Below are 20,461 nucleotides of genomic sequence, written 5' to 3'. Positions count from 1 at the left end.
ATAATATAATAATCATTTTAATATCCTTTTTGTTGAGTCATTGGTGAAAAAAACAGGCAGCTTCAATATCTTTGAAACTGCCTGTTTTTAATGAACTGTCTATTTCCTATTTAGAAGGCTGAATGTCTTTTATCATCAATTGAATATTTTTGTTATGAGTGTTTTCTTCGATTGTATAACAAATATCGAAAGGGTGATGGGCTTTTATATATTCATTATGTTCGTGCATACCGAAAGCAATACCGTTCATTATGTTTTCTGAACGGCTATCGACCATTTCTAATTTTAGGTGTTCCAATTCACGTCCGACTAATCGGCTTGTTCCGTAATCCAAAACCCTTTTGGTACAAAAAATAGGTTTGGTGTTTCCGGGTCCGAACGGATTGAACTGTTTTAACGTTTTCAAAAAAGAGGGGGTTATATCTTTGAAATCAATTGTTGCATCGATATCTATTTGAGGCATCATCTGTTCCGGGAGGATGTTTTCTGCCACATAATTTTCAAAACGCTCGATAAATGTCGGAATATTCTCTTCTTTTAAAGAAAGTCCTGCTGCGTATGTGTGTCCACCGAAATTTTCCAATAAGTCACGACACGATTCTATTGCTTTGTAAACATCGAACCCTTGTACTGAACGTGCCGAACCGGTAACTAATCCGTTGGAAAATGTCAGAACAATTGCAGGACGGTAATAAAGTTCGGTAAGGCGAGAAGCTACGATAGCGATGATGCCTTTATGCCAGTCGGGATTGTATACTACAATAGATTTATGAGATTCGAAGTCTTTTAAATTTTCGAGAATTTTATTGGCTTCTCCGGTGACCTGCTTGTCTATTTCTTTTCGGGTTTCATTGTATTGGTTGATGTTTTCCCCTTTTTCCTTAGCGCCTTCAGGATCTTTGGATATCAGAAGATCCACAGCCTCTTTGCCGGATTGTACCCTACCTGAAGCATTGATGCGAGGACCTATTTTAAAGACGATATCGCTGGTAGTAATATCTTTGTTTTTCAAACCGCATAAGTCGATAATGGCTTTTAATCCGTTGCTCGGATTGGAGTTGAGCTGTTTTAGACCGTGAAAAGCTAATATCCGGTTTTCGTCCGTTATCGGTACAATGTCCGAAGCAATGCTTACAGCCATAAGATCGAGCAAAGGGAAAAGATATTCTTTTATACTTAGATTGTTGCTTATTGCGAAAGCTTGCATAAATTTAAATCCGACTCCACACCCCGATAAATGCTGATAAGGATAGGTCGAGTCGTCTCTTTTGGGGTCTAATACGGCAACAGCTCCGGGTAGTTCTTTGTCCGGAACATGATGGTCGCAGATAATGAAGTCTATACCTTTGCTTTTTGCATATTCGACTTTTTCTATTGCTTTTATTCCGCAATCAAGAGCAATGATCAGAGAAAAGCCGTTTTCTTCGGCATAATCTATACCCTTTATCGAAATGCCGTATCCTTCATCATATCGATCTGGAATATAGCAGTCCAGACTGGAATAAAAGTTCTGTAAAAATTTATACACTAAGGCGACAGCTGTAGTGCCGTCCACATCATAATCTCCGTAAATCAGTATTTTTTCTTTGCTCCCCATCGCCTTATTCAGACGATTTACAGCTTTGTCCATGTCGTTCAGTAAGAACGGATCATATAGATCGGATAATTGGGGGCGGAAAAACTTTTTTGCATCTGTTTCGTTTGTCACCCCCCGCAGTACCAATAACTCGCATATATAGGGATCTAATCCCAATGTCCGGGATAACGTCTCTTTTGCTTGTTGTTCTTTTTCTGTAAGGGGTAAGTAATTCCATTTACTTATCATTTATATGTTTTTTATTTTATCGAGATTGGTAAGTTGCGATTTGTAATTTTATTATTGCATGCAACTTGTATTATCATTAAAAATGATAATCTTTTATAATACTAAAATGTTGATTATTAAATATTAGTACTATAACGATATACCCTTTTTGCATTTATTCTCTTGTCACTTGTAAAAGGGCAGCTGTAAAGATAGTAAAATATGGACTAAAAAGAGGAGCTATTTGTTGCAAAAAAATAAAAAACGCGGCAATAAAATTCTATTGTCGCGTTTTTACAGTTTCGGTTATTTGTTTTTATTCATTTATAACATGCACGTCCATTTGTGGGAATGGAATATTGAGTCCGTATTTCCCGAATTCTTTATAAACTCTTTCATTCATGTCAAAATATACAGACCAATAGTCCGAAGATGCTACCCAAGCTCTGACGACGATATTTACAGAACTGTCTCCTAAACTGTGCAAAGCTATAAAATATGCCGGATCTTTAAAAACTCGTGTATCTTCATCGAGCATTTGGGATAATACTTCTTTGGCTTTATCATAATCATCGCCATATCCGATACCGAAAGTCCAATCCACCCGGCGCTTACCTTCTTTCGAATAATTATTGATAATACCTGTCGACAGACCTCCGTTCGGTACAATGATCGTTTTATTATCGGGTGTATTTAAAATCGTATTGAATATCTGTATCTCTTTTACTGTTCCGCTTTGTCCTTGAGCTTCGATATAATCTCCTACTTTATAAGGCTTGAAAAGGAGCACCATGACTCCTCCGGCAAAATTCTGTAATGTTCCGCTCAATGCCATACCGACAGCGATACCTGCCGATGCGAATAATGCGACAAATGATGAGGTATTGACACCAAGAATACCGACGACGATAACGAGTAATATCAACATGAGCGATATGTTGATAAGGCTTAGAAGAAAAGTGCGTAATGAAAGCTCTACATTTCTTCGTATTAAAATGCCGGAAACGAATTTCCTGATTTTTTTCATCAGCCATTTCCCTACCCAAAATATGACCAGTGCGATCAGTATTTTTATAGAAATATGTATTATCCCGCTGACCATTTGCTCCAATAATTGCTGGAGAGACATGTTGGAAGCACTGGAAAGTTTTTCAAAAAAAGAAACGACTTTGGTCGTATCTGCCGGTGCGGTTTCCGGAAGACCTCCGCTAATAAGTAAATCAAGCATATAATAGTGTTTTTAAGTTTGACTTTTGCAAAATTAAATAAAATAATTTTATATCTAACTAATGTATTAGAAAACGCGATATAGAATGTTTTTGTTTGATATGGATTTTTTTTCTATTCTTATAAAAATATAATTTTTATGAATTTGCGGTATTTCGATATTTCGTTACTTATTAAAATAGGTACTTTTGCTTCTTGTTTATAAAAAGACCAATCGGATATGAAACGTATAATGTTTTTCATTTTCTTAATGTTTGATTTTTTGTTTGTTTCGGCTCAGACCTACGATGAATGGATCGATAAATCTTTTGAATGTATAAACTCGGAAGATTGGGCAGGTGCAGAAAATGCTTTGATAGGTGCATTGAGGGTGCAACCTGCTAATCCGCAAAACGCCTTGCTGTTGTCTAATTTGGGGACTGTTCAAAGGAAAATGGGTAAAAATGATGAGGCATTGAAATCTTATACGAACGCATTGATGATTACGCCCCGTTCGGTGACGCTGTTGATGAACAGAGCTGCGTTATTTTCGGAAATGGAAAAATTCGATGATGCCTTAAAAGATTATAATCAGGTGTTAATGTTAGATGATAAAGAAGAAGATGCTCTTTATTTGAGAGGGTTGATTCGATTAGAAAAGAATGATACGACTGCCTGCCGTAAAGATTTTGAACAGCTTCTTAAAATTAATCCGAAAAGTTCTGATGCTCGTATCGGGTTAGCTGCATTGATGAAGTTGAGAGGCTATTATACTGAGGCAATAGATCTTTATACGCAAGTAATAAGGGTTAATCCCAAACAAACGTCCCTATATTTGAATAGGGGAGAAGCCTACTTATTAAATCATCGTTTGAATAAGGCCGACGAAGATGTAGCTAAAGCATTAGAATTAGATTCAAAAGATCCGTTAGTGTATGTTTTACGTGCTAAATTAAAGTTGGCACGTTATGAAAAAGAAGATGCCGCTCGAGATTTGGACAGGGCTGTTTCATTGGGTTTTGACCGAAAAGATGCTGATATTCTTCTAAATAAAGAACAAACGAGAAAATAATTTGAAAATCAGGATGAATTTTTGTGACGGTATGTTTATAATTCTATAAAAAATAATTACATTTGTACTAATGTTGGAATTAATAAGACATATTGAATATTTACTGACGGAACATGATTGTGTACTTGTTCCGGGGTTGGGAGGTTTTGTTTTGCAATATGTTCCCGCTCGTTTTAGTGATGATCGTAAATCGATACAACCTCCTGGAAAACAAATAACTTTTAATTCTTCTTTATCGTATAACGATGGGTTGTTGGCTCAATCGTTGATGCGAACTTTGGATATAGATTACGGAAAAGCGGTGGCAATGATAGATCATTGGGTCGATGAAATAAAACAAAATTTTTCAAAGCCCGGTGATTCTTATGTCTTGGGGGAGTTGGGAACATTAGTCCTTTCGGATGAAAGATCATTGGTATTTGAGCCACAGATGCCCTGTTTGTTCGGTATTTTTGCATTTGGATTGAAAAAGGTCGATATCTGTCCATTAGGACAATTGCATAAAGATAAGAGTATAATAGAACCGAATCTTGGAAATAAAAAGCATGATGTCGTATATATTCCTGTCAATAAATCTTTTGTTCGCCAATTGATAGCAGCTGCAGCTATTATCATTCTGCTTTTAATGGTTTCGACTCCTATGTCTGAGATAAACACAACGTCGGATTATGCGAGTCTTGTTTCTTCTGAATTGTTTGAAAATAAAAAAGATGAGAGGGGTAAAATAAATGATATTGTGTCGTTGCAACAAGAGAATGATTCTGTTTTAACGCTCGAAAAAGATTTTTCCACAGTGCAGAAATCAGAGCAAGATAATTCTCAAGTTAATAATATATCAGAAAGTGATGTCGTGCGTCCTTATATTGTGGTTGTTGCAACATTATCAGGAAAACAGGCTGCTTTGCGGCAATTAGAGCAATTTAGGCAACAAGGTGTAACGGCTGATCTGAAAATATATGAAACTTCTAAGAAGGTTCGGATATATATAGATTCTTTCTTTGAGAAAGAGGACGCTCAAAAACTTTTGATGACTTTGAGAAATGGAGATTCACCATTTTCTGATGCATGGATAATGTCTATAAAAAGATAACGATATATATAATTGATAAAAAAGGGATTGTCAGATGGAATAAAGACAATCCCTTTTTTATTGTTTCGGTTTCTGTTCCTGAATCTATATTTATAATTGTAAAAATTGTTTCTGACAAAAAGCAAGTTGTCGATGTATAACTGGGGCAAAAAAGAGATTCAAAAAATCTGGATATATATTTTGCTCGAGTCAGATTTGAGATTTTCTTACGAGGATATTTTTCTGTTTTTACGAGGACGATATCAGGGTATCTGACGAGTGAAAACAGGAAAAAAGACCGGAAGAAAACGCAGAAATGACCTGATAATATTTTTTTTGCCGGAAAATATCGACAGGCTCTTAGATAGAGAAAGATAAAAGTTAGATATTTTAAGAATATAGGTTTGATAAAAAATGTTATTATTTATATTATGTATAAATAAAAAAAGAGATATGTTATGTAGAATCAGAATAAATAATGATCTTTGCAGCGCGAATTAGAGCCTGTCTGAATTTTACTCGGGTTGTAGTAAAATGCCGTTTTTGCTATTTGAGGTCTTTTGAAAGAGATATTGTTTGATGACCCGTAGTATTCGAAAATCGTTTTGTTACAGCAGGAAAGGAATATTTAATAAGTATTTTCATAGAATTTGGATGGGCTTTTAGGTATAACATAAAAGAATAAGAGTAGTATGCGTTTATCCGATCTGCAAACTGGTGATGAAGCTGTAATTGTTAAAGTCTTGGGACATGGGGCTTTCCGTAAACGTATTACAGAGATGGGATTTGTTAGAGGGAAAAAAGTTTCTGTTTTATTAAATGCTCCGTTAAAAGACCCTATTAAGTATAAGATTTTAGATTATGAAGTCTCTTTAAGAAGAAGTGAGGCTTCTATGATAGAAGTCCTTACAGAAGGTGAAGCTGTAGATATGGTCTCTAATGAAGATCCTAATGTACTTCAAAATGATGATGTTGTTGAAAATGCGGCGGTTCGTTCGGGAAAAACGATTAATATAGCGCTTGTAGGGAATCCTAATTGTGGAAAAACCTCTTTGTTCAATGTGGCATCCGGTTCTCACGAGCATGTAGGAAATTATAGTGGAGTGACGGTCGATGCGAAAAAAGGATATTTCAATTATAAAGGGTATCATTTCAATATTTATGATTTACCGGGAACATATTCATTGTCTGCATATTCTCCTGAAGAATTATATGTGCGTCGCCATATATTTGAACAGACTCCTGATGTTATCGTAAATGTCGTCGTCGCTTCTAATTTGGAGAGGAATCTATATCTTACTACCGAGCTTATCGATATGGATCTCAGTATGGTTATCGCTTTGAATATGTATGATGAGCTGGAGCAGAGCGGAGCAGTATTGGATTATAAGACATTAGGAGAAATGATCGGTGTACCTATTATTCCGACAGTTTCACGTTCGGGTAAGGGAATTGATAATTTGTTCGATACGATTATTCGAGTATATGAAAATCAAGATCCGACCGTACGGCATATACATATCAATCATGGGAATGTAATTGAGTCGGGGATTAATGTATTGAAAGATAAGCTAAAAACCGATCCTCAAATAAAACAACATTTCTCGCCTCGTTATCTGGCGATAAAACTTCTTGAAGGAGATAAAGAAGTCGAATCTATATTAAAAGATAAGGTAGATTATGACGATTTGATTACATTGCGTAATAGAGAGGTGCAGCGTATTTCCAAGACTTTGGGAGAAGATGTGGAAACTGCTGTTTCTAATGAGAAATACGGATTCATTTCGGGTGCTTTGAAAGAAACTTTAGTACCCGGAGATAGGGAAAAAGCTCGTACTACTCATATAATAGATTCTTTAGTAACGAATAAGCTTTTCGGTTTTCCGATTTTTATTCTATTGATGTGGGTTATGTTTGAAGCGACTTTCAAATTAGGGGCGTATCCGATGGAATGGATCGAATCCGGAGTTGCATGGATCGGATCTTTGGTAGAAAGATATATGAATGACGGTCCTTTGAAAGACCTGATTGTGGACGGTGTTATTGGCGGAGTAGGAGGCGTTATCGTTTTTCTTCCGAATATACTGATATTATATCTTTTTATTTCTTTTATGGAAGATTCTGGATATATGGCTCGGGCAGCTTTTATCATGGATAAGATTATGCATAGAATCGGGTTGCACGGTAAATCTTTTATTCCGTTAGTTATGGGTTTCGGATGCAATGTTCCCGCAATTATGGCATCTCGTACGATTGAGAGTCGCAGTAGTCGGCTTATTACGATTCTGATAAATCCTTTTATGTCTTGTAGTGCTCGTTTACCTATATATGTTTTGTTAATCGGAACATTTTTCCCTGATCATGCAAGTTTGGTTTTCATAGGGCTCTATTTGTTAGGTATCATTGTTGCTATCATTACAGCACGTTTATTGCGGAAATTCTTGTTTAAAAAGGATGAAACGCCTTTTGTTATGGAGTTGCCGCCCTATCGGATTCCTACGGCAAAAGCCACATTACGTCACATGTGGGGAAAAGCCGAACAATATTTGAGGAAAATGGGAGGATTAATACTGGTTGCATCTATTATCATTTGGTTTTTAAGTTATTACCCGAGAACTTCTATTTCAGATACTGTATCTGAAACTACTGTAGAAGAAAGTTTTGTTCAGCAGCAAAATTCATATATCGGGAGAATAGGACAATTTATCGAGCCGGTATTAGAACCACTCGGATTTAATTGGAAAGTTAGTATCGCTCTTATTTCCGGTACGGCAGCAAAAGAATTGGTTGTGAGTACTATAGGAGTCTTGTATTCAGAGGGTGCTTCGGATGATGATGCGACACTTTCGGCGAAACTTACTGCACCTAACCCACAAACAGGACATCCGGACTTTACACCATTGATTGCAATTAGCTTTATGGCGTTCGTTTTGTTGTATATTCCTTGTATCGCTACGATTGTTGCGGTGGCTAATGAGGCCGGAAGTTGGAAATGGGGATTATTCACAATTATTTATAATACCGGAGTTGCTTGGATTGTCTCTTTTTTGATCTATAATATCGGGAAATTGTTTATATAAAAGAAAGGGTATATATGAATCAGAATATAATTGTCGGGATTATCGGCATATTAGTAGCTTTATATTTATTGAGAGCTATTATTCGATTTGTTCGTAAAGATAAAAAATCTGCGTCTTGTTGTAGTTGTTCAGGTTGTGGAAAGAAGAGTGATTGTTGCAAAGATACATTTGGAGAAAAAGGTTCTAAATAATGAAATAAAAATTCTCATTTGTCTTGCAGATTAAAAAAAATACACTACCTTTGCAATCGCAAATGAGAAAAACATGGTTCCTTGGCCGAGTGGCTAGGCACCGGTCTGCAAAACCGTTTACGGCGGTTCGAATCCGCCAGGAACCTCAATAAAAGCTCCAAAGCTATTGACAATCAATACTTTCGGAGCTTTTTAATTTTTTAAGGAACGGGAATAGGGCGACAAATTAGTAAAATACAAAAGTCTGACAATCAAAAAGTTGAAAACATCACAACGGTTATTTCTTCTATTCCTTTCTCTAAGAGCCTGTCTAAATTTTACTCGGGTCAGAGTTGAAAATTTCTTTTGAAGAGGTTCTAAAATGAACTTCCGATAGATATACTAATCCTGTATTACTTTGCGGATATGGAATATGTGATATGGAAAAGGCTTTTCGTTTGGCTGAAGAAATACAACGTATTGACTATTGGTAGTAATATGGTATCTATATATTATTTCCCTATAGGTTGTATGTCTTTACGTATATTCCGGGATATTTCCAGCAGTGTATAGAATTTCTTCTTATTTTCTATTGAAGATTTATTGTCTTCGTACCGTTTATTGGCATATTCTTTTGACTTATTGAATATCGTATATGAGATTTCGTTTTGGCTTTTACCCACCATAGTCGAGTCCAGTTGTTCTTCGGGGAAAAAGTCATCTAAATTGACGTCTCCTATCATCGTAGTTTCTAAAAAGTTTTTTTTCGTGTGGCTTTTATCCAGATAATATCCCACAAACATGTGACCGGGCATTCTTACCAATATCGGATCTATATTGATCGCTTTCAGTAATGAAGCAAATAAAACACTTCCGTCCACACAATTTATTTGTGCAGATTCCAGTACATCCTCGAATAGGCGTACCCGTTGAGAAAAAACCACATTTGAAGACAAACTCGAAGAAGATATAGAGCTATATTTCAAGTTTCGTTTTTGCAAAGCATTCCAAATTGCATATATTTGTTTTTCTACATATTTCCCTTGATATTGATAACCGAGGAATCGATTTACTATGCGTGTATTTAAAGCCTCTCTCAAAATAATATCGATCATCGGATGGTCTTCATTTACATAAGCTGCAAAAAATATCCCGGTATCATGGAATTTTTGTTTTTCATCGATATATCCCAATAAACACTCGTTTATACTCCTTACGGACATGGTTTTAACGTGTCTTCCCATTTTCTTGCGGTTTAGTTCTACCTGTATTGCTACGCTGACGGGAGAAGGTTGTATGGTTTGTTTTAAAGCATCGTATTTCCAGATAATATCCGGGTATATCCTATATTCGGTTTTGGGTTTTTCCAGAATAAATTCAGAAACCGATTCTTCGAAAAAAGGTGTTGCTCCTACTGTAATTCTGACTTTACTGTGAGGTTTTCCCGATTTGATACAGACCGCAATACCGGATTTCGGATTTCCCAAATATGCGGTGTCTGCCGGAACGACAATTTGTGTATCGGAAACTGCAACGGAAAGGATAGCTGAAGGAAATATGTTTCCTCCCAAATCATCAACAATCTCGAATGTTGTATGTTCATTGTTATAACGATACCAGAATAGTCCGGCAATCATCAAAAGAAGGACAGAAAGTATGATTGTAGATATTATCCATGGATTCTTCTCTTTGCTCATTTTAGTCTATTTTAATCAGGGAACAAAGATAACAAATTCTGGATCAAGAAACTCTTGTAGATTTTCTTTTAAATGAGGCGAGATAAACATTATCGATTTTTTATCTGTTCTAACTTCCAAAATAATGAAATTATGGATAAAATCGCAATGCAGATACGATTGCTAAAAATAGAGGAATTGTCTTATAGAGATAAAACAAAGCTGGGAGAGGATTTGCAAGAGCCTGTTTTTGTAAAGTTGTTATTGAATATATTGCCTGATATTAGTCGAAGTATCATAGAACTGATTGTCGGTGTAGTGTATCATACGAATTCTGAAGATTTGCTGACTTATGAAATCAAATCAACTTTCGAGATAAGAGAAATGGAAACGGTAGTATGTATCCGGGATTATAGTGTTTCTGTAGCTCCCGAACTGTTGAGTATATTGGTCGGAGTTTCGATCGGCACTTTGAGGGGAATGTTGGTTTTGAAAAGTACAGATTCATTTTTTTGCAACTACCCGCTACCGATAATTAATATTACAGAACTTATCGCTTCCTTACAAACCGAAACGGTAAAGCAATCCTCTTATTTCCCGTTTTTTAGATTCAGATATGAATAGTAGTCGGTTCTGCTTCGTTTTTTAAAAGTTCATATATTTCTTGTTGAGCTCTTACCGGGTTCTCAGGATTCTCGGTTACAGGTATATTTTGCAGGTGTTCATTGATAATGCAGGCCTGAGTATTGTCTTGCAATTGAAGTTGTAATATCTTTATAATTTTTTGTTTTATCTGTTCATCCGTGACGGGAAATGCTGTTTCTATTCGGCGACTCAGATTCCTTTTCATCCAGTCGGCAGAACTCAGGAAGACCTCCTTTTTACCTTCGGCGTTAAAGTACCAAATGCGGGCATGTTCCAAAAACTCATCGATAATACGGATAATCTTTATGTTTCGGCTATATGGCTGGTTGGGAACAAGGCAACAAATACCTCGAATGATTAAATCTATTTTTACTCCCGCTTCACTGGCGTCATATAGTAATCTGATCATTTCTTCATCTTGCAATCCATTCATTTTGAAAATGACATACGATTTTTTCCCTTGTCTTGCAAGCTCTATTTCACGAGCGATTTTTTCTTTTAATGAAGAAAGCATATTGAAGGGAGATACGATTAATTGTCCGAAATGAGGACATGCAACTCTACCTTCAAGCATGTTGAACAATAAATTTAAGTCTTGTATTAATATCGTATTATAGGTAAACAGTCCCATATCGGAGTATATTTTTGCCGTTTTTTCATTAAAATTTCCGGTACTCAAATAAGCGAAACTTTTTTCGATATTTTCTCCTTTTTCCGAATGACGTAATATCAAAGCCACTTTTGCATGAACTTTTAGTCCGGGAGTGCTGTATATTATCTTTATTCCATGTTTTTTCATCCGTTCAGAAGTTGCAATATTGTTCTCTTCATCAAATCTGGCTTTCAATTCTACAAAAACCGTGACTCTTTTCCCGTTTTTTGCGGCGGTGATGAGAGCATTTACTACTGCCGATTCTTCTGCGACTCTGTATTGAGTGATTTTTATCTCATCGACTTTAGGATCATAGGCGGCTTCGGTAAGGAAACGGATTAAATAGTCGAACGATTGATAAGGGTAATGCAATAATACATCTTGTTTTTTTATGATTTTAAACATTGAACCAGATTGGTCGAATAGAGAAACCCGCATGGGGGAGAATGTTCGGGATGAGAGACTTGGAGAACCCGGATTAGGAAGTTTGATAAGGTCTTCCAACGTCAAATAACGTCCGGCCGGAATACATTGGGATTCCGGGATATGATATGTTTCACATAGATATCGAAGCATATCTGACGGCATTCTATGATTATAAACCATGCGGTTTGCTCTTCCCGTTTTTCTCTTCTTTACGCTTTTTTGGATCTCTTTCACCAGATCATAATTCCGATGCGGATCGATTGAAAAGTCTGCGTCTCGGGATATTCGGATACTATAATAAGAATCTACGATAAATCCCGGAAATACAATGTCCAAATTATATCCGATTGCATCATCGACGAACATCAGGTAGTGGGTTTCTCCGATAGACGGAAGAGAGATGAATCTGGGAACTTTAGAAAAAGGTATTTTTATTAAAGCATAACAATGTTCTGCATTGCTTTTTTTGTAAAGTTTTATGACCAAATAGAGTCTGTTATCTCGTAAGAAAGACGAAATATCGTCTTTTAAAATTAGAACAGGTTGTAGAAAAGGAAATATTTCGTCATAAAAATAATTTCGAATAAAGGCACGGTGTATTTCTATTATAGGTTGTTCTCCCTGATATAAAATGATGTTATTTCTGGCAAGCTCCGGTAATATTTCATCTCGAAATATAAAAAAGAAATCTTGCATTTGTCGGCTTACCTCTTTGTTGATTTCGCATAAAGTTTCTTTTGCACGTGATTTTAGCTCGGGTTCGTTGTTTTCCTGAGCAATGGTTTGGCGATATTCCGATATGCGTATTTTGTAAAATTCCTCTAAATTCGAAGAAAATATAGATAAAAACTTAATTCTTTCGAATATCGGTAGATTTTTATTTCGAGATTCTGATAAAACTCGATAATTAAAAGATAACCAGCTGATATCTCTTTTAAAAAAGATTCGATTTTCATTCATCTGCGTAAACTTTTATGCTAGATAGGTAAATATAAGATTTATTTCGTTATTTTGTATCTGTTTTTTTGAAAATAATTAAACAGAGTGTAGAGATATTTTGTTTTGTCTCAATAGAAGATGATTATTTTGAAAAATCGAAAAAAAAGTGTAATATAGCATCCGAATTGTTTAAATAATGGTTACGTGGAACATAAGCAATTTATAGAGGAACTTCAAAGCAGATTGGGAAAAGATAAAAAAGAAATAGATAATCTTTTTTCAGATATGTTGCAAATACTGAAAGATCGTTGCGGTCAGATGGATACTTTATCTATACAAGGATTCGGGACTTTTGAGCCTCGAAAAAAAATGGAACGGGTATCGGTAAATCCGGCAACGGGTAAAAGAATGCTTATCCCTCCCAAAATAGTTTTGGGTTTTAAGCCGGGAACAGTAATCAAAAATCGATTAAAAGATATTTCTGGAGATGAACAATAAAATAACTATGCCCGATTTAGCGGATCTTCTTGCTCAAAAAGCCAGATGCACCAAGAAAGACGCAGAGCTTTTTTTAAAGGAGTTCTTCGGGTTGGCGTCTGAAGTTATATCTAGAGGAGAATCTTTGAAAATTAACGGGTTAGGTGTTTTTAAAATCATCTGGGTAGAAAAAAGAGCCAGTGTCAATATTCAAACAGGGTTGCCTTTTGAAATTCCCGGACATTATAAATTAACTTTTACCCCTGATAAGAATCTTAAAGAAGCGGTTAATGCTCCGTTCGCTTGTTTTGAAGCAGAAGTCCTTCCGGATGATGTCATGACCGATGTTACCCTGACAGAAGCAGAAGATGAGGAAAATGAGGATCTTTTGGATTTTGAAGAAGGCGAAGTCACTGTAATGGATGGTGATGAACTTGTAACAAAGACGGAAACTGAAATTTCGACTTCTCGTGAAAACCGTGATAAAGAGGAAAAATATCCTTCATCGGAATCTGAAAGTGTACGGGAATCTGTTTGCGAAGAGAAAAATACGGATGAAGGGGAAGTTTCATTACAGCCTTTGCAGAAGTCTGTCCGGCCTGAAAATATAGATATAAAAGGTGAATTTAGACGCCGTACCAGAATGGGGTATATTTCAGGATTCCTGTCTGCTTGCCTTCTTATTTCATTGATCGCTTTGGGTTGGTTATATTTTGATAAAGTAGATTCGTATAAAGAAGTGAATCTGACAATGCATCCCGTGACTTTTACCATAAAAAAGAATAAAACCGATGTGAGTGAGAACAAAGATTCTTTGTCGGTTGTTGAAACGATGGTAACAGATTCTATAAAAGCAATAGCGGTAATGAAAAGAAAGTCGAATATGGCGGATGAAGTCGTAAAGCAAAGGACTGATGTCCGAGATGAAGAAAAATATCCGGATGTTGATTCGACAGATTCGCAACAACACCAAAAAAAGATAGACGAACCGAAAATTCCGGTTACTGAGATTGTAAAACCGGGTATTTTTTTGACAACTATTTCGTTAAAACATTATGGACATAAAACTTTTTGGGTTTATATCTATGAGGAAAATAAAATGAAGATACAAAACCCGAATAATGTTCCGATTGGTACGGTCTTGGTTATTCCCGATCCGAATAAATATGGAATAAATTCGAGAAATGAAGAGTCTGTTGATAAAGCAAAGGCTCTTGCGGCAGAAATATTGAAAAGATATGAAAAATGATCTATAATAGCCTAAGTCGTCCGTTGGATTCAGCCGGGCGACTTAGTTTTTTTTAATATATAGTTCTTTCTTTTTTAACATCTAAATTGTTAAATGTAAAAGCAACATGGCTACTTTTGCAACATTACATAGAATAAAAATAATCGATAAATATAAATAACTCATTTAAAAAGAAAAAATATGAGTCAAACAGTTGATATTCGAGAACTTAATGAACTTATTGCCAGCAAGAGTTCTTTTGTCAATATGATTACAATGGGCATGGATCAGGTCATTGTAGGTCAAAAACATCTTGTAGATTCTCTTTTGATCGGATTGTTGTCTAATGGACATATTTTGTTAGAGGGTGTTCCCGGATTGGCAAAAACATTGGCTATTAAAACACTTGCATCATTAATTGATGCTAAGTATAATCGTATTCAGTTCACTCCTGATTTACTTCCGGCCGATGTAATCGGTACGATGGTTTATAGTCAGGCGAAAGAGCAGTTTCAAGTAAAGAAAGGTCCTGTTTTTGCAAACTTTGTTTTGGCAGACGAAATAAACCGTGCACCGGCAAAAGTACAGAGTGCTTTGTTGGAAGCGATGCAGGAACGTCAGGTGACAATTGGTGAGGAAACTTATAAACTGGATGATCCGTTTCTTGTCTTGGCTACTCAAAATCCGATCGAGCAAGAAGGTACGTACCCTCTGCCTGAGGCACAAGTTGACCGTTTCATGTTGAAGGTAATTATAGGCTATCCTAAAAAAGAAGAGGAACGATTGATTATCCGTCAGAATATATCCGGCGAAAGAGCCAAAGTTCAGCCGGTATTGAAAGCTGAAGAAATCATCGAGACTCGTAATATCGTCCGAAAAGTATATATAGATGAGAAGATCGAACGCTATATTGTTGACATCGTATTTGCAACTCGTTTCCCTCAAGACTATGGTTTAGGAGATATAAAGGATATGATTTCGTTCGGGGCTTCGCCGCGTGCATCTATCAATTTGGCTTTGGCGGCTCGTTCGTACGCATTCTTGAAGCAGCGGGGATATGTGATTCCCGAAGATGTTCGTGCTGTGTGTCATGACGTGATGCGGCATCGTATCGGTTTAAGTTATGAGGCAGAAGCAAACAATGTTACGTCTGAGGAGGTGATCAGTGAAATATTGAATAAGGTAGAAGTTCCCTAAATAAAAGTATTCCGGAGAATTATAACGTATGGAGACGACAGAATTATTAAAAAAAGTCCGCCAGATCGAAATAAAGACGCGGGGACTATCCCGTAATATCTTTGCGGGGCAGTACCATACGGCTTTTAAAGGGAGAGGTATGGCCTTTTCCGAAGTTCGGGAATATCAATTCGGGGATGATGTTCGGGATATCGATTGGAATGTAACAGCCCGTCATCACAAACCTTATATCAAAGTTTTCGAAGAAGAGCGGGAATTGACAGTTATGCTGCTTGTCGATGTTTCCGGCAGTCGTAATTTCGGTGCTGTGGGTGAGTCGAAAAAAGAGGTGATGACCGAGATTGCTGCGACTTTGGCATTTTCTGCAATACAAAATAATGACAAAATAGGAGTTATCTTTTTTTCAGATCAAATAGAGAAATTTATTCCGCCGAAAAAAGGAAGAAAACATATCCTCTATATTATTCGGGAATTAATTGATTTTCAGCCTGAGCATACGGGAACGAATTTATCTCTGGTATTAGAGTATTTGACTAATGCGATCAAGAAAAGGTGTACGGCATTTTTCATTTCGGATTTTATTACCGAAGAAAATTTTAAAAATGCTTTATCGATTGCTAATCGTAAGCATGATGTTGTAGCTGTTCAGGTGTATGATAGGAGAGAGACCGAACTTCCGAATGTCGGATTGATGAAGATGCAGGACTCCGAACGGGGTGAGGAAAAATGGATCGATACTTCTTCCAAGAGGGTGAGAGATACATACTCGCAATGGTGGTCTCAACGTCAAGGTCGTGTGTTGGATGCTGCTCGCAAGAGCAGAGTCGATATAACCGCTATCGCTACGGATGAAGATTACGTATTGGCTTTGATGAATCTGTTTAAGCATAGGGGATGATAAGCCTTATAACGGATAAAAATAGAAATTCTGAGATGAAAGATATTTATAAAAAACTATTGATGAAGTTTTTCGCAGTGGTGTCGGCTATCTTTATAGTTTGTCCGGTTTTTGCCGGAGACCCTGTTGTTCGGGCTCGGATGGATTCGGCATCTATATGGATGGGTGAGCAGACGCGGATACATTTGGAGCTCGTACAGGATAAAAATAAGGTAATTTCTATGCCGGTATTAAATGATACGTTAGTTGCTGGAGTAGAAATTTTGAATGTTTCGAAGCCGGATACCGTGTTGTTGGGTAATGATCGCGTTCAAATCAACAGAGATATTTTAGTGACCTCTTTTGATTCGGGTTTCTATTATATACCGCCATTTCGGTATATTTTAAATAATGATACGTTTTCTACTCAGACATTGAGTTTGAAAGTCGTTCCGGTAGAGGTTGACACGACTCAGGCTGCGATTGATATAAAGGGAGTGCAAGAGCCTCCGTTTGTATTGTTCGATTATATTTCAGATACTCTCCTTACTGTTATAGGTATCATTGTTTTATTGGCTTTGATTGTTGCCGGATATTTTTATTACAGAAAGAAAAAGAGACCGGGAGAGGACACTGTTTCTCCAGAGGATCTGTTACCTCCGCATGAGCGTGCGTTAAAAGCTTTAGAAGTTTTAAAGGAAGATAAACTTTGGCAGAATGGACAGGAGAAAGAGTATTATACTCGATTGACTGAAATTTTGCGTGAATATATTGATGATCGTTTTCATATTAATGCAATGGAGATGACATCATCTCAGATTTTATCTGTTTTACGTTCTAATAAAGAAACCAAAGCTGTTGATACACAGTTAAAACAGATTTTGGAAATGGCAGATTTTGTGAAGTTTGCAAAGATGAGACCGCTTCCGGATGATAACGATGCGACAATGCGGGATGCAATAACTTTTGTCGAAGAAACAAAAGTCGTTGAAGAACTCCCCACTGCAAATGAAGAGAAAAAGGAAAACGGTGTACAGGCCGAAGACAAAATCTCTGTATCCGGTTCTGATAAAAAAGATGAATTATGATATTTGCGAATCCTCTATATTTATGGTTGTTACTTTTGCTTCTTCCGGCAATAGCCTGGTATATTATGAAGCATAAAAAAGCTCAAGCCTCATTGCAGGTTTCATCTACTTTTGCTTTTGATAAATTACCCACGACTTATAAGGCTTATTTACGGCATTTACGCTTTGCTTTGCGTTTAGGTGTTATTGCATGTGTGATTGTTGCATTAGCTCGTCCTCAATCGACAGATAAGTGGGAGAATCAAACAACAGAAGGTGTTGATATTGTTGTCGCTTTAGATATATCGACAAGTATGTTGGCACGTGATTTTAAACCCAATCGTATTGATGCGGCAAAAGATGTTGCGGCACAGTTTATCACAGGACGTACACATGATAATATCGGGTTGGTAATATTTGCAGGAGAAAGTTTTACGATGTGTCCGATGACTACAGACCATGCCGTCTTATTGAACTTATTGAAAGATGTTCAGTGCGGTATGATCGCCGATATGACAGCTATCGGAGACGGACTTGCTACAGCTGTAAACCGTATTAAAGACGGTCCGGCAAAGTCGAAGACGATAATACTGTTGACAGATGGTACTAACAATGCGGGAGATATTGCTCCGGTTACGGCTGCACAGATTGCAAAATCGTTCGGTATTCGGGTATATACGATTGGAGTAGGAACACAGGGAACTGCACCATATCCGGTTCAGACCCCGTATGGTATCGAATATCAGAATATTCCAGTAGAAATAGATGAAGTTACTTTGAAACAGATCGCCTCTACTACAGGAGGAGAGTATTTCAGAGCTACGAATAAAGGTGTTTTGAAAAATATATTTTCAGAAATCGATAAGTTAGAGAAAACAAAATTGACGGTAACAGAATTTAGTCGTAGAGAAGAGAACTTTATGCCGTGGGCAATCATGGCTCTGATTTTGTTGATTTGTGAGATTGTTTTGAGAAATACTTTATTAAGAAACATTCCTTAAATGATTTGATTATGTTTCGATTTGCACAACCAGAATATTTATATCTTCTTTTTATAGTGCCGCTAATATGGCTGCTCTATTTTTATAGTGTGTATAAAAAAAAGAAAAATCTGGAAAAATTCGGTCATGTAAAGACTCTTGAGCCCTTAATGCCGGATGTTTCAAAATATAAACCGGGAACAAAGTTCTTTTTACAACAGTTGGCATTGATTGTTTTGGTATTTTTAATTGCCAGACCTCAAATGGGTGCAAAAGTAGAAACGGTGAAAAAACAAGGTGTAGAGATTGTCGTAGCTTTGGACGTTTCTAATTCGATGCTGGCCCGGGATATTAATCCGAGCCGTCTGGAAAAGGCTAAAATGATGTTATCTAAGTTGGTAGATGAGTTGGATAACGATAAAGTCGGGTTGATTGTGTTTGCCGGAGACGCATATACGCAATTGCCGATTACTTCAGACTTTGTTTCGGCGAAAATGTTTTTGTCCAGTATCGATCCCAATATGGTTCCTACTCAAGGGACGGCAATAGGAAGAGCGATTAGTTTGGCAATGAATTCGTTTACTCCGGATGAAAGTGCCGATAAGGCGATTATCGTGATCACAGATGGAGAAAACCATGAAGATGATGCGGTTGCAATGGCTGCGGAAGCGGCAAAAAAAGGCATTCGTGTGGATGTGATCGGGATAGGTTCTCCACAAGGATCACCTATCCCGATGAGTAATGAAAGCAGTGATTTCAGGAAGGATAATGAGGGCAATGTCGTCATTACTAAATTGAATGAGCAGATGGGACAGGAGATTGCTAAAGCCGGAGAAGGTATTTATGTAACAGCAGATAATACGAACAGCGCTTTACGTGCTTTGACCAACCAAATAAAAAAGATGAAAAAATCAGATATCGAAAGTAAAGTATATTCAGAATATGACGAACAGTTTCAGGGGCTTGCTTGGATCGTACTTTTGTTATTATTGATTGATATTTTTATTTTGGATCGGAAGAACGAATGGATGAAGAAATTTAATTTCTTTACTAAATAAAATTTGTTTTTAGTCGGTGGTGTGCCCCCGTGCTCTTAAAAAAACGGAAAGGTTATGAAATATATAGCGATAATAGTTTCATTGTGTTGTTTTACCGTACTTTCAGCTCAGAATTCGGCAAAAGAACCTATGTCATCCAGTAAAGAAGTGAACAAAAAGGCTGAACGAAACAGCATTCGTAGTGGAAATAAACTATATTCCGGCGAGAAATATACCGAATCGGAAATTGAGTATAGAAAGGCGTTAGATGCTAATCCCGACTCATGGATGGGGATGTATAATTTGGGAAATTCGTTGTTCCGTCAAGGGAAGTATGAAGCCGCTTTCGAACAATATAAAAAGGCGGCGACATTAGAAACCGATACTATAAAAAGTTCTCAGGCATGGTATAACATGGGCAATGTGTTTATGCAGGATAAAAAATATGCTGAGAGTATAGATGCGTATAAGAATGCGTTACGGCGAAATCCGAAAGATGATGAAGCACGCTATAATTTGCGTTTGGCTCAGTTGCTTTTAAAGAAACAACAGCAAGATCAGAAAAATCAAGATCAAAATAAAGATCAGAATAAGGATAATAAAGACCAGAAAGACCAAAATAAAGATAATAAGGATCAGAATAAAAATCAACAGCAAAATCCGAAAGATGATAATAAGCAAGATAAAAAAGAGCAGGATAAACAACAATCATCTTCACCTCAAATGTCTAAAGAAAATGCACAACAGATATTAGATGCTATGCAGCAAGATGAACGGAATACTCAAGAAAAAGTCCGTAAAGCTATGATGCAACAGCAGAAACGGAAGAAAACAGACAAGGAATGGTAATGGTGATTAA

Annotated in this window: 17 protein-coding genes and 1 tRNA gene; 14 read left to right on the top strand and 4 right to left on the bottom strand. The window is 36.8% G+C overall.

The genetic code is table 11. The features are described 5' to 3' along the window. Window positions 1-106 precede the first annotated feature (106 nt). Window positions 107-1,825 carry a single-stranded-DNA-specific exonuclease RecJ gene (gene recJ / locus Q0093_RS10260; protein ID WP_294175869.1) on the bottom strand — a complete coding sequence of 573 codons (1,719 nt, stop codon included), beginning with the start codon at window positions 1,823-1,825 and terminating at the stop codon, window positions 107-109. 295 nt (window positions 1,826-2,120) lie between these two features. Beyond that, a complete protein-coding gene (locus Q0093_RS10255; RefSeq protein ID WP_297930109.1) occupies window positions 2,121-3,032 on the bottom strand; it encodes a mechanosensitive ion channel domain-containing protein in 912 nt (303 codons plus the stop codon). Window positions 3,033-3,251: 219 nt separating this feature from the next. Here Q0093_RS10255 and Q0093_RS10250 point away from each other — a divergent pair, with 219 nt between their 5' ends. The 5 genes from Q0093_RS10250 (at window position 3,252) to Q0093_RS10230 (ending at window position 8,568) form a co-directional block, all read left to right on the top strand. Beyond that, complete coding sequence (locus Q0093_RS10250) at window positions 3,252-4,082, top strand: tetratricopeptide repeat protein (RefSeq protein ID WP_297930108.1); 831 nt, start codon at window positions 3,252-3,254, stop codon at window positions 4,080-4,082. A gap of 70 nt (window positions 4,083-4,152) precedes the next feature. Then, window positions 4,153-5,172 (top strand): SPOR domain-containing protein, encoded by a 1,020-nt coding sequence (locus Q0093_RS10245; RefSeq protein ID WP_297930107.1) that lies wholly within the window; start codon window positions 4,153-4,155, stop codon window positions 5,170-5,172. A gap of 671 nt (window positions 5,173-5,843) precedes the next feature. Further along, on the top strand, window positions 5,844-8,231 hold the full coding sequence (gene feoB / locus Q0093_RS10240) for a ferrous iron transport protein B (protein WP_297930106.1): 2,388 nt from the start codon (window positions 5,844-5,846) through the stop codon (window positions 8,229-8,231). Window positions 8,232-8,245: 14 nt separating this feature from the next. Then, window positions 8,246-8,422 (top strand): FeoB-associated Cys-rich membrane protein, encoded by a 177-nt coding sequence (locus tag Q0093_RS10235; protein WP_297930105.1) that lies wholly within the window; start codon window positions 8,246-8,248, stop codon window positions 8,420-8,422. Window positions 8,423-8,497: 75 nt separating this feature from the next. Further along, window positions 8,498-8,568: transfer RNA gene (locus Q0093_RS10230), tRNA-Cys, on the top strand. A 345-nt stretch (window positions 8,569-8,913) separates the two neighbouring features. Here Q0093_RS10230 and Q0093_RS10225 read toward each other — a convergent pair. Further along, window positions 8,914-10,098 carry a hypothetical protein gene (locus Q0093_RS10225; protein WP_297930104.1) on the bottom strand — a complete coding sequence of 395 codons (1,185 nt, stop codon included), beginning with the start codon at window positions 10,096-10,098 and terminating at the stop codon, window positions 8,914-8,916. Window positions 10,099-10,230: 132 nt separating this feature from the next. Here Q0093_RS10225 and Q0093_RS10220 point away from each other — a divergent pair, with 132 nt between their 5' ends. Continuing rightward, a complete protein-coding gene (locus Q0093_RS10220; RefSeq protein WP_297930103.1) occupies window positions 10,231-10,701 on the top strand; it encodes a hypothetical protein in 471 nt (156 codons plus the stop codon). On the opposite strand, the gene ppk1 is transcribed toward Q0093_RS10220, so the two are convergent. Next, complete coding sequence (gene ppk1, locus Q0093_RS10215) at window positions 10,688-12,760, bottom strand: polyphosphate kinase 1 (protein WP_297930102.1); 2,073 nt, start codon at window positions 12,758-12,760, stop codon at window positions 10,688-10,690. The genes Q0093_RS10220 and ppk1 overlap by 14 nt on opposite strands. A 183-nt stretch (window positions 12,761-12,943) precedes the next feature. On the opposite strand from ppk1, the gene Q0093_RS10210 reads away from it, so the two are divergent. The 8 genes from Q0093_RS10210 (at window position 12,944) to Q0093_RS10175 (ending at window position 20,451) form a co-directional block, all read left to right on the top strand. Beyond that, complete coding sequence (locus Q0093_RS10210; protein WP_009316782.1) at window positions 12,944-13,237, top strand: HU family DNA-binding protein; 294 nt, start codon at window positions 12,944-12,946, stop codon at window positions 13,235-13,237. Further along, the gene (locus Q0093_RS10205; RefSeq protein ID WP_297930100.1) at window positions 13,227-14,465 is read left to right on the top strand and encodes an HU family DNA-binding protein; all 1,239 of its coding nucleotides are present in this window, start codon (window positions 13,227-13,229) and stop codon (window positions 14,463-14,465) included. The genes Q0093_RS10210 and Q0093_RS10205 overlap by 11 nt, the downstream gene beginning before the upstream one ends. A 180-nt stretch (window positions 14,466-14,645) precedes the next feature. Beyond that, on the top strand, window positions 14,646-15,641 hold the full coding sequence (locus Q0093_RS10200; protein WP_009316784.1) for a MoxR family ATPase: 996 nt from the start codon (window positions 14,646-14,648) through the stop codon (window positions 15,639-15,641). 28 nt (window positions 15,642-15,669) lie between these two features. Further along, the gene (locus Q0093_RS10195; protein WP_294175898.1) at window positions 15,670-16,539 is read left to right on the top strand and encodes a DUF58 domain-containing protein; all 870 of its coding nucleotides are present in this window, start codon (window positions 15,670-15,672) and stop codon (window positions 16,537-16,539) included. Window positions 16,540-16,574: 35 nt separating this feature from the next. Next, window positions 16,575-17,606 (top strand): LPXTG cell wall anchor domain-containing protein, encoded by a 1,032-nt coding sequence (locus Q0093_RS10190; protein WP_297930098.1) that lies wholly within the window; start codon window positions 16,575-16,577, stop codon window positions 17,604-17,606. Further along, window positions 17,603-18,586, top strand: a complete 984-nt coding sequence (locus Q0093_RS10185; RefSeq protein ID WP_022390757.1) for a VWA domain-containing protein — start codon at window positions 17,603-17,605, stop codon at window positions 18,584-18,586. Before Q0093_RS10190 ends, Q0093_RS10185 begins: the two co-directional genes overlap by 4 nt. A gap of 11 nt (window positions 18,587-18,597) precedes the next feature. After that, window positions 18,598-19,623 (top strand): VWA domain-containing protein, encoded by a 1,026-nt coding sequence (locus Q0093_RS10180; protein WP_294175904.1) that lies wholly within the window; start codon window positions 18,598-18,600, stop codon window positions 19,621-19,623. 54 nt (window positions 19,624-19,677) lie between these two features. Then, window positions 19,678-20,451 (top strand): tetratricopeptide repeat protein, encoded by a 774-nt coding sequence (locus tag Q0093_RS10175; RefSeq protein ID WP_297930096.1) that lies wholly within the window; start codon window positions 19,678-19,680, stop codon window positions 20,449-20,451. Window positions 20,452-20,461 lie beyond the last annotated feature (10 nt).

This window comes from uncultured Coprobacter sp., from assembly GCF_947855755.1.
In the GTDB taxonomy this organism is placed as follows: domain Bacteria; phylum Bacteroidota; class Bacteroidia; order Bacteroidales; family Coprobacteraceae; genus Coprobacter.
This window is presented reverse-complemented; position numbering and strand designations above follow the sequence as displayed.

Bases quoted from the DNA above. Each gene is read 5' to 3' on its own strand.
- recJ (WP_294175869.1), bottom strand. From the start codon at position 1,825: ATGATAAGTAAATGGAATTACTTACCCCTTACAGAAAAAGAACAACAA.
- Q0093_RS10255 (WP_297930109.1), bottom strand. From the start codon at position 3,032: ATGCTTGATTTACTTATTAGCGGAGGTCTTCCGGAAACCGCACCGGCA.
- Q0093_RS10250 (WP_297930108.1), top strand. From the start codon at position 3,252: ATGAAACGTATAATGTTTTTCATTTTCTTAATGTTTGATTTTTTGTTT.
- Q0093_RS10245 (WP_297930107.1), top strand. From the start codon at position 4,153: ATGTTGGAATTAATAAGACATATTGAATATTTACTGACGGAACATGAT.
- feoB (WP_297930106.1), top strand. From the start codon at position 5,844: ATGCGTTTATCCGATCTGCAAACTGGTGATGAAGCTGTAATTGTTAAA.
- Q0093_RS10235 (WP_297930105.1), top strand. From the start codon at position 8,246: ATGAATCAGAATATAATTGTCGGGATTATCGGCATATTAGTAGCTTTA.
- Q0093_RS10225 (WP_297930104.1), bottom strand. From the start codon at position 10,098: ATGAGCAAAGAGAAGAATCCATGGATAATATCTACAATCATACTTTCT.
- Q0093_RS10220 (WP_297930103.1), top strand. From the start codon at position 10,231: ATGGATAAAATCGCAATGCAGATACGATTGCTAAAAATAGAGGAATTG.
- ppk1 (WP_297930102.1), bottom strand. From the start codon at position 12,760: ATGAATGAAAATCGAATCTTTTTTAAAAGAGATATCAGCTGGTTATCT.
- Q0093_RS10205 (WP_297930100.1), top strand. From the start codon at position 13,227: ATGAACAATAAAATAACTATGCCCGATTTAGCGGATCTTCTTGCTCAA.
- Q0093_RS10200 (WP_009316784.1), top strand. From the start codon at position 14,646: ATGAGTCAAACAGTTGATATTCGAGAACTTAATGAACTTATTGCCAGC.
- Q0093_RS10195 (WP_294175898.1), top strand. From the start codon at position 15,670: ATGGAGACGACAGAATTATTAAAAAAAGTCCGCCAGATCGAAATAAAG.
- Q0093_RS10190 (WP_297930098.1), top strand. From the start codon at position 16,575: ATGAAAGATATTTATAAAAAACTATTGATGAAGTTTTTCGCAGTGGTG.
- Q0093_RS10185 (WP_022390757.1), top strand. From the start codon at position 17,603: ATGATATTTGCGAATCCTCTATATTTATGGTTGTTACTTTTGCTTCTT.
- Q0093_RS10180 (WP_294175904.1), top strand. From the start codon at position 18,598: ATGTTTCGATTTGCACAACCAGAATATTTATATCTTCTTTTTATAGTG.
- Q0093_RS10175 (WP_297930096.1), top strand. From the start codon at position 19,678: ATGAAATATATAGCGATAATAGTTTCATTGTGTTGTTTTACCGTACTT.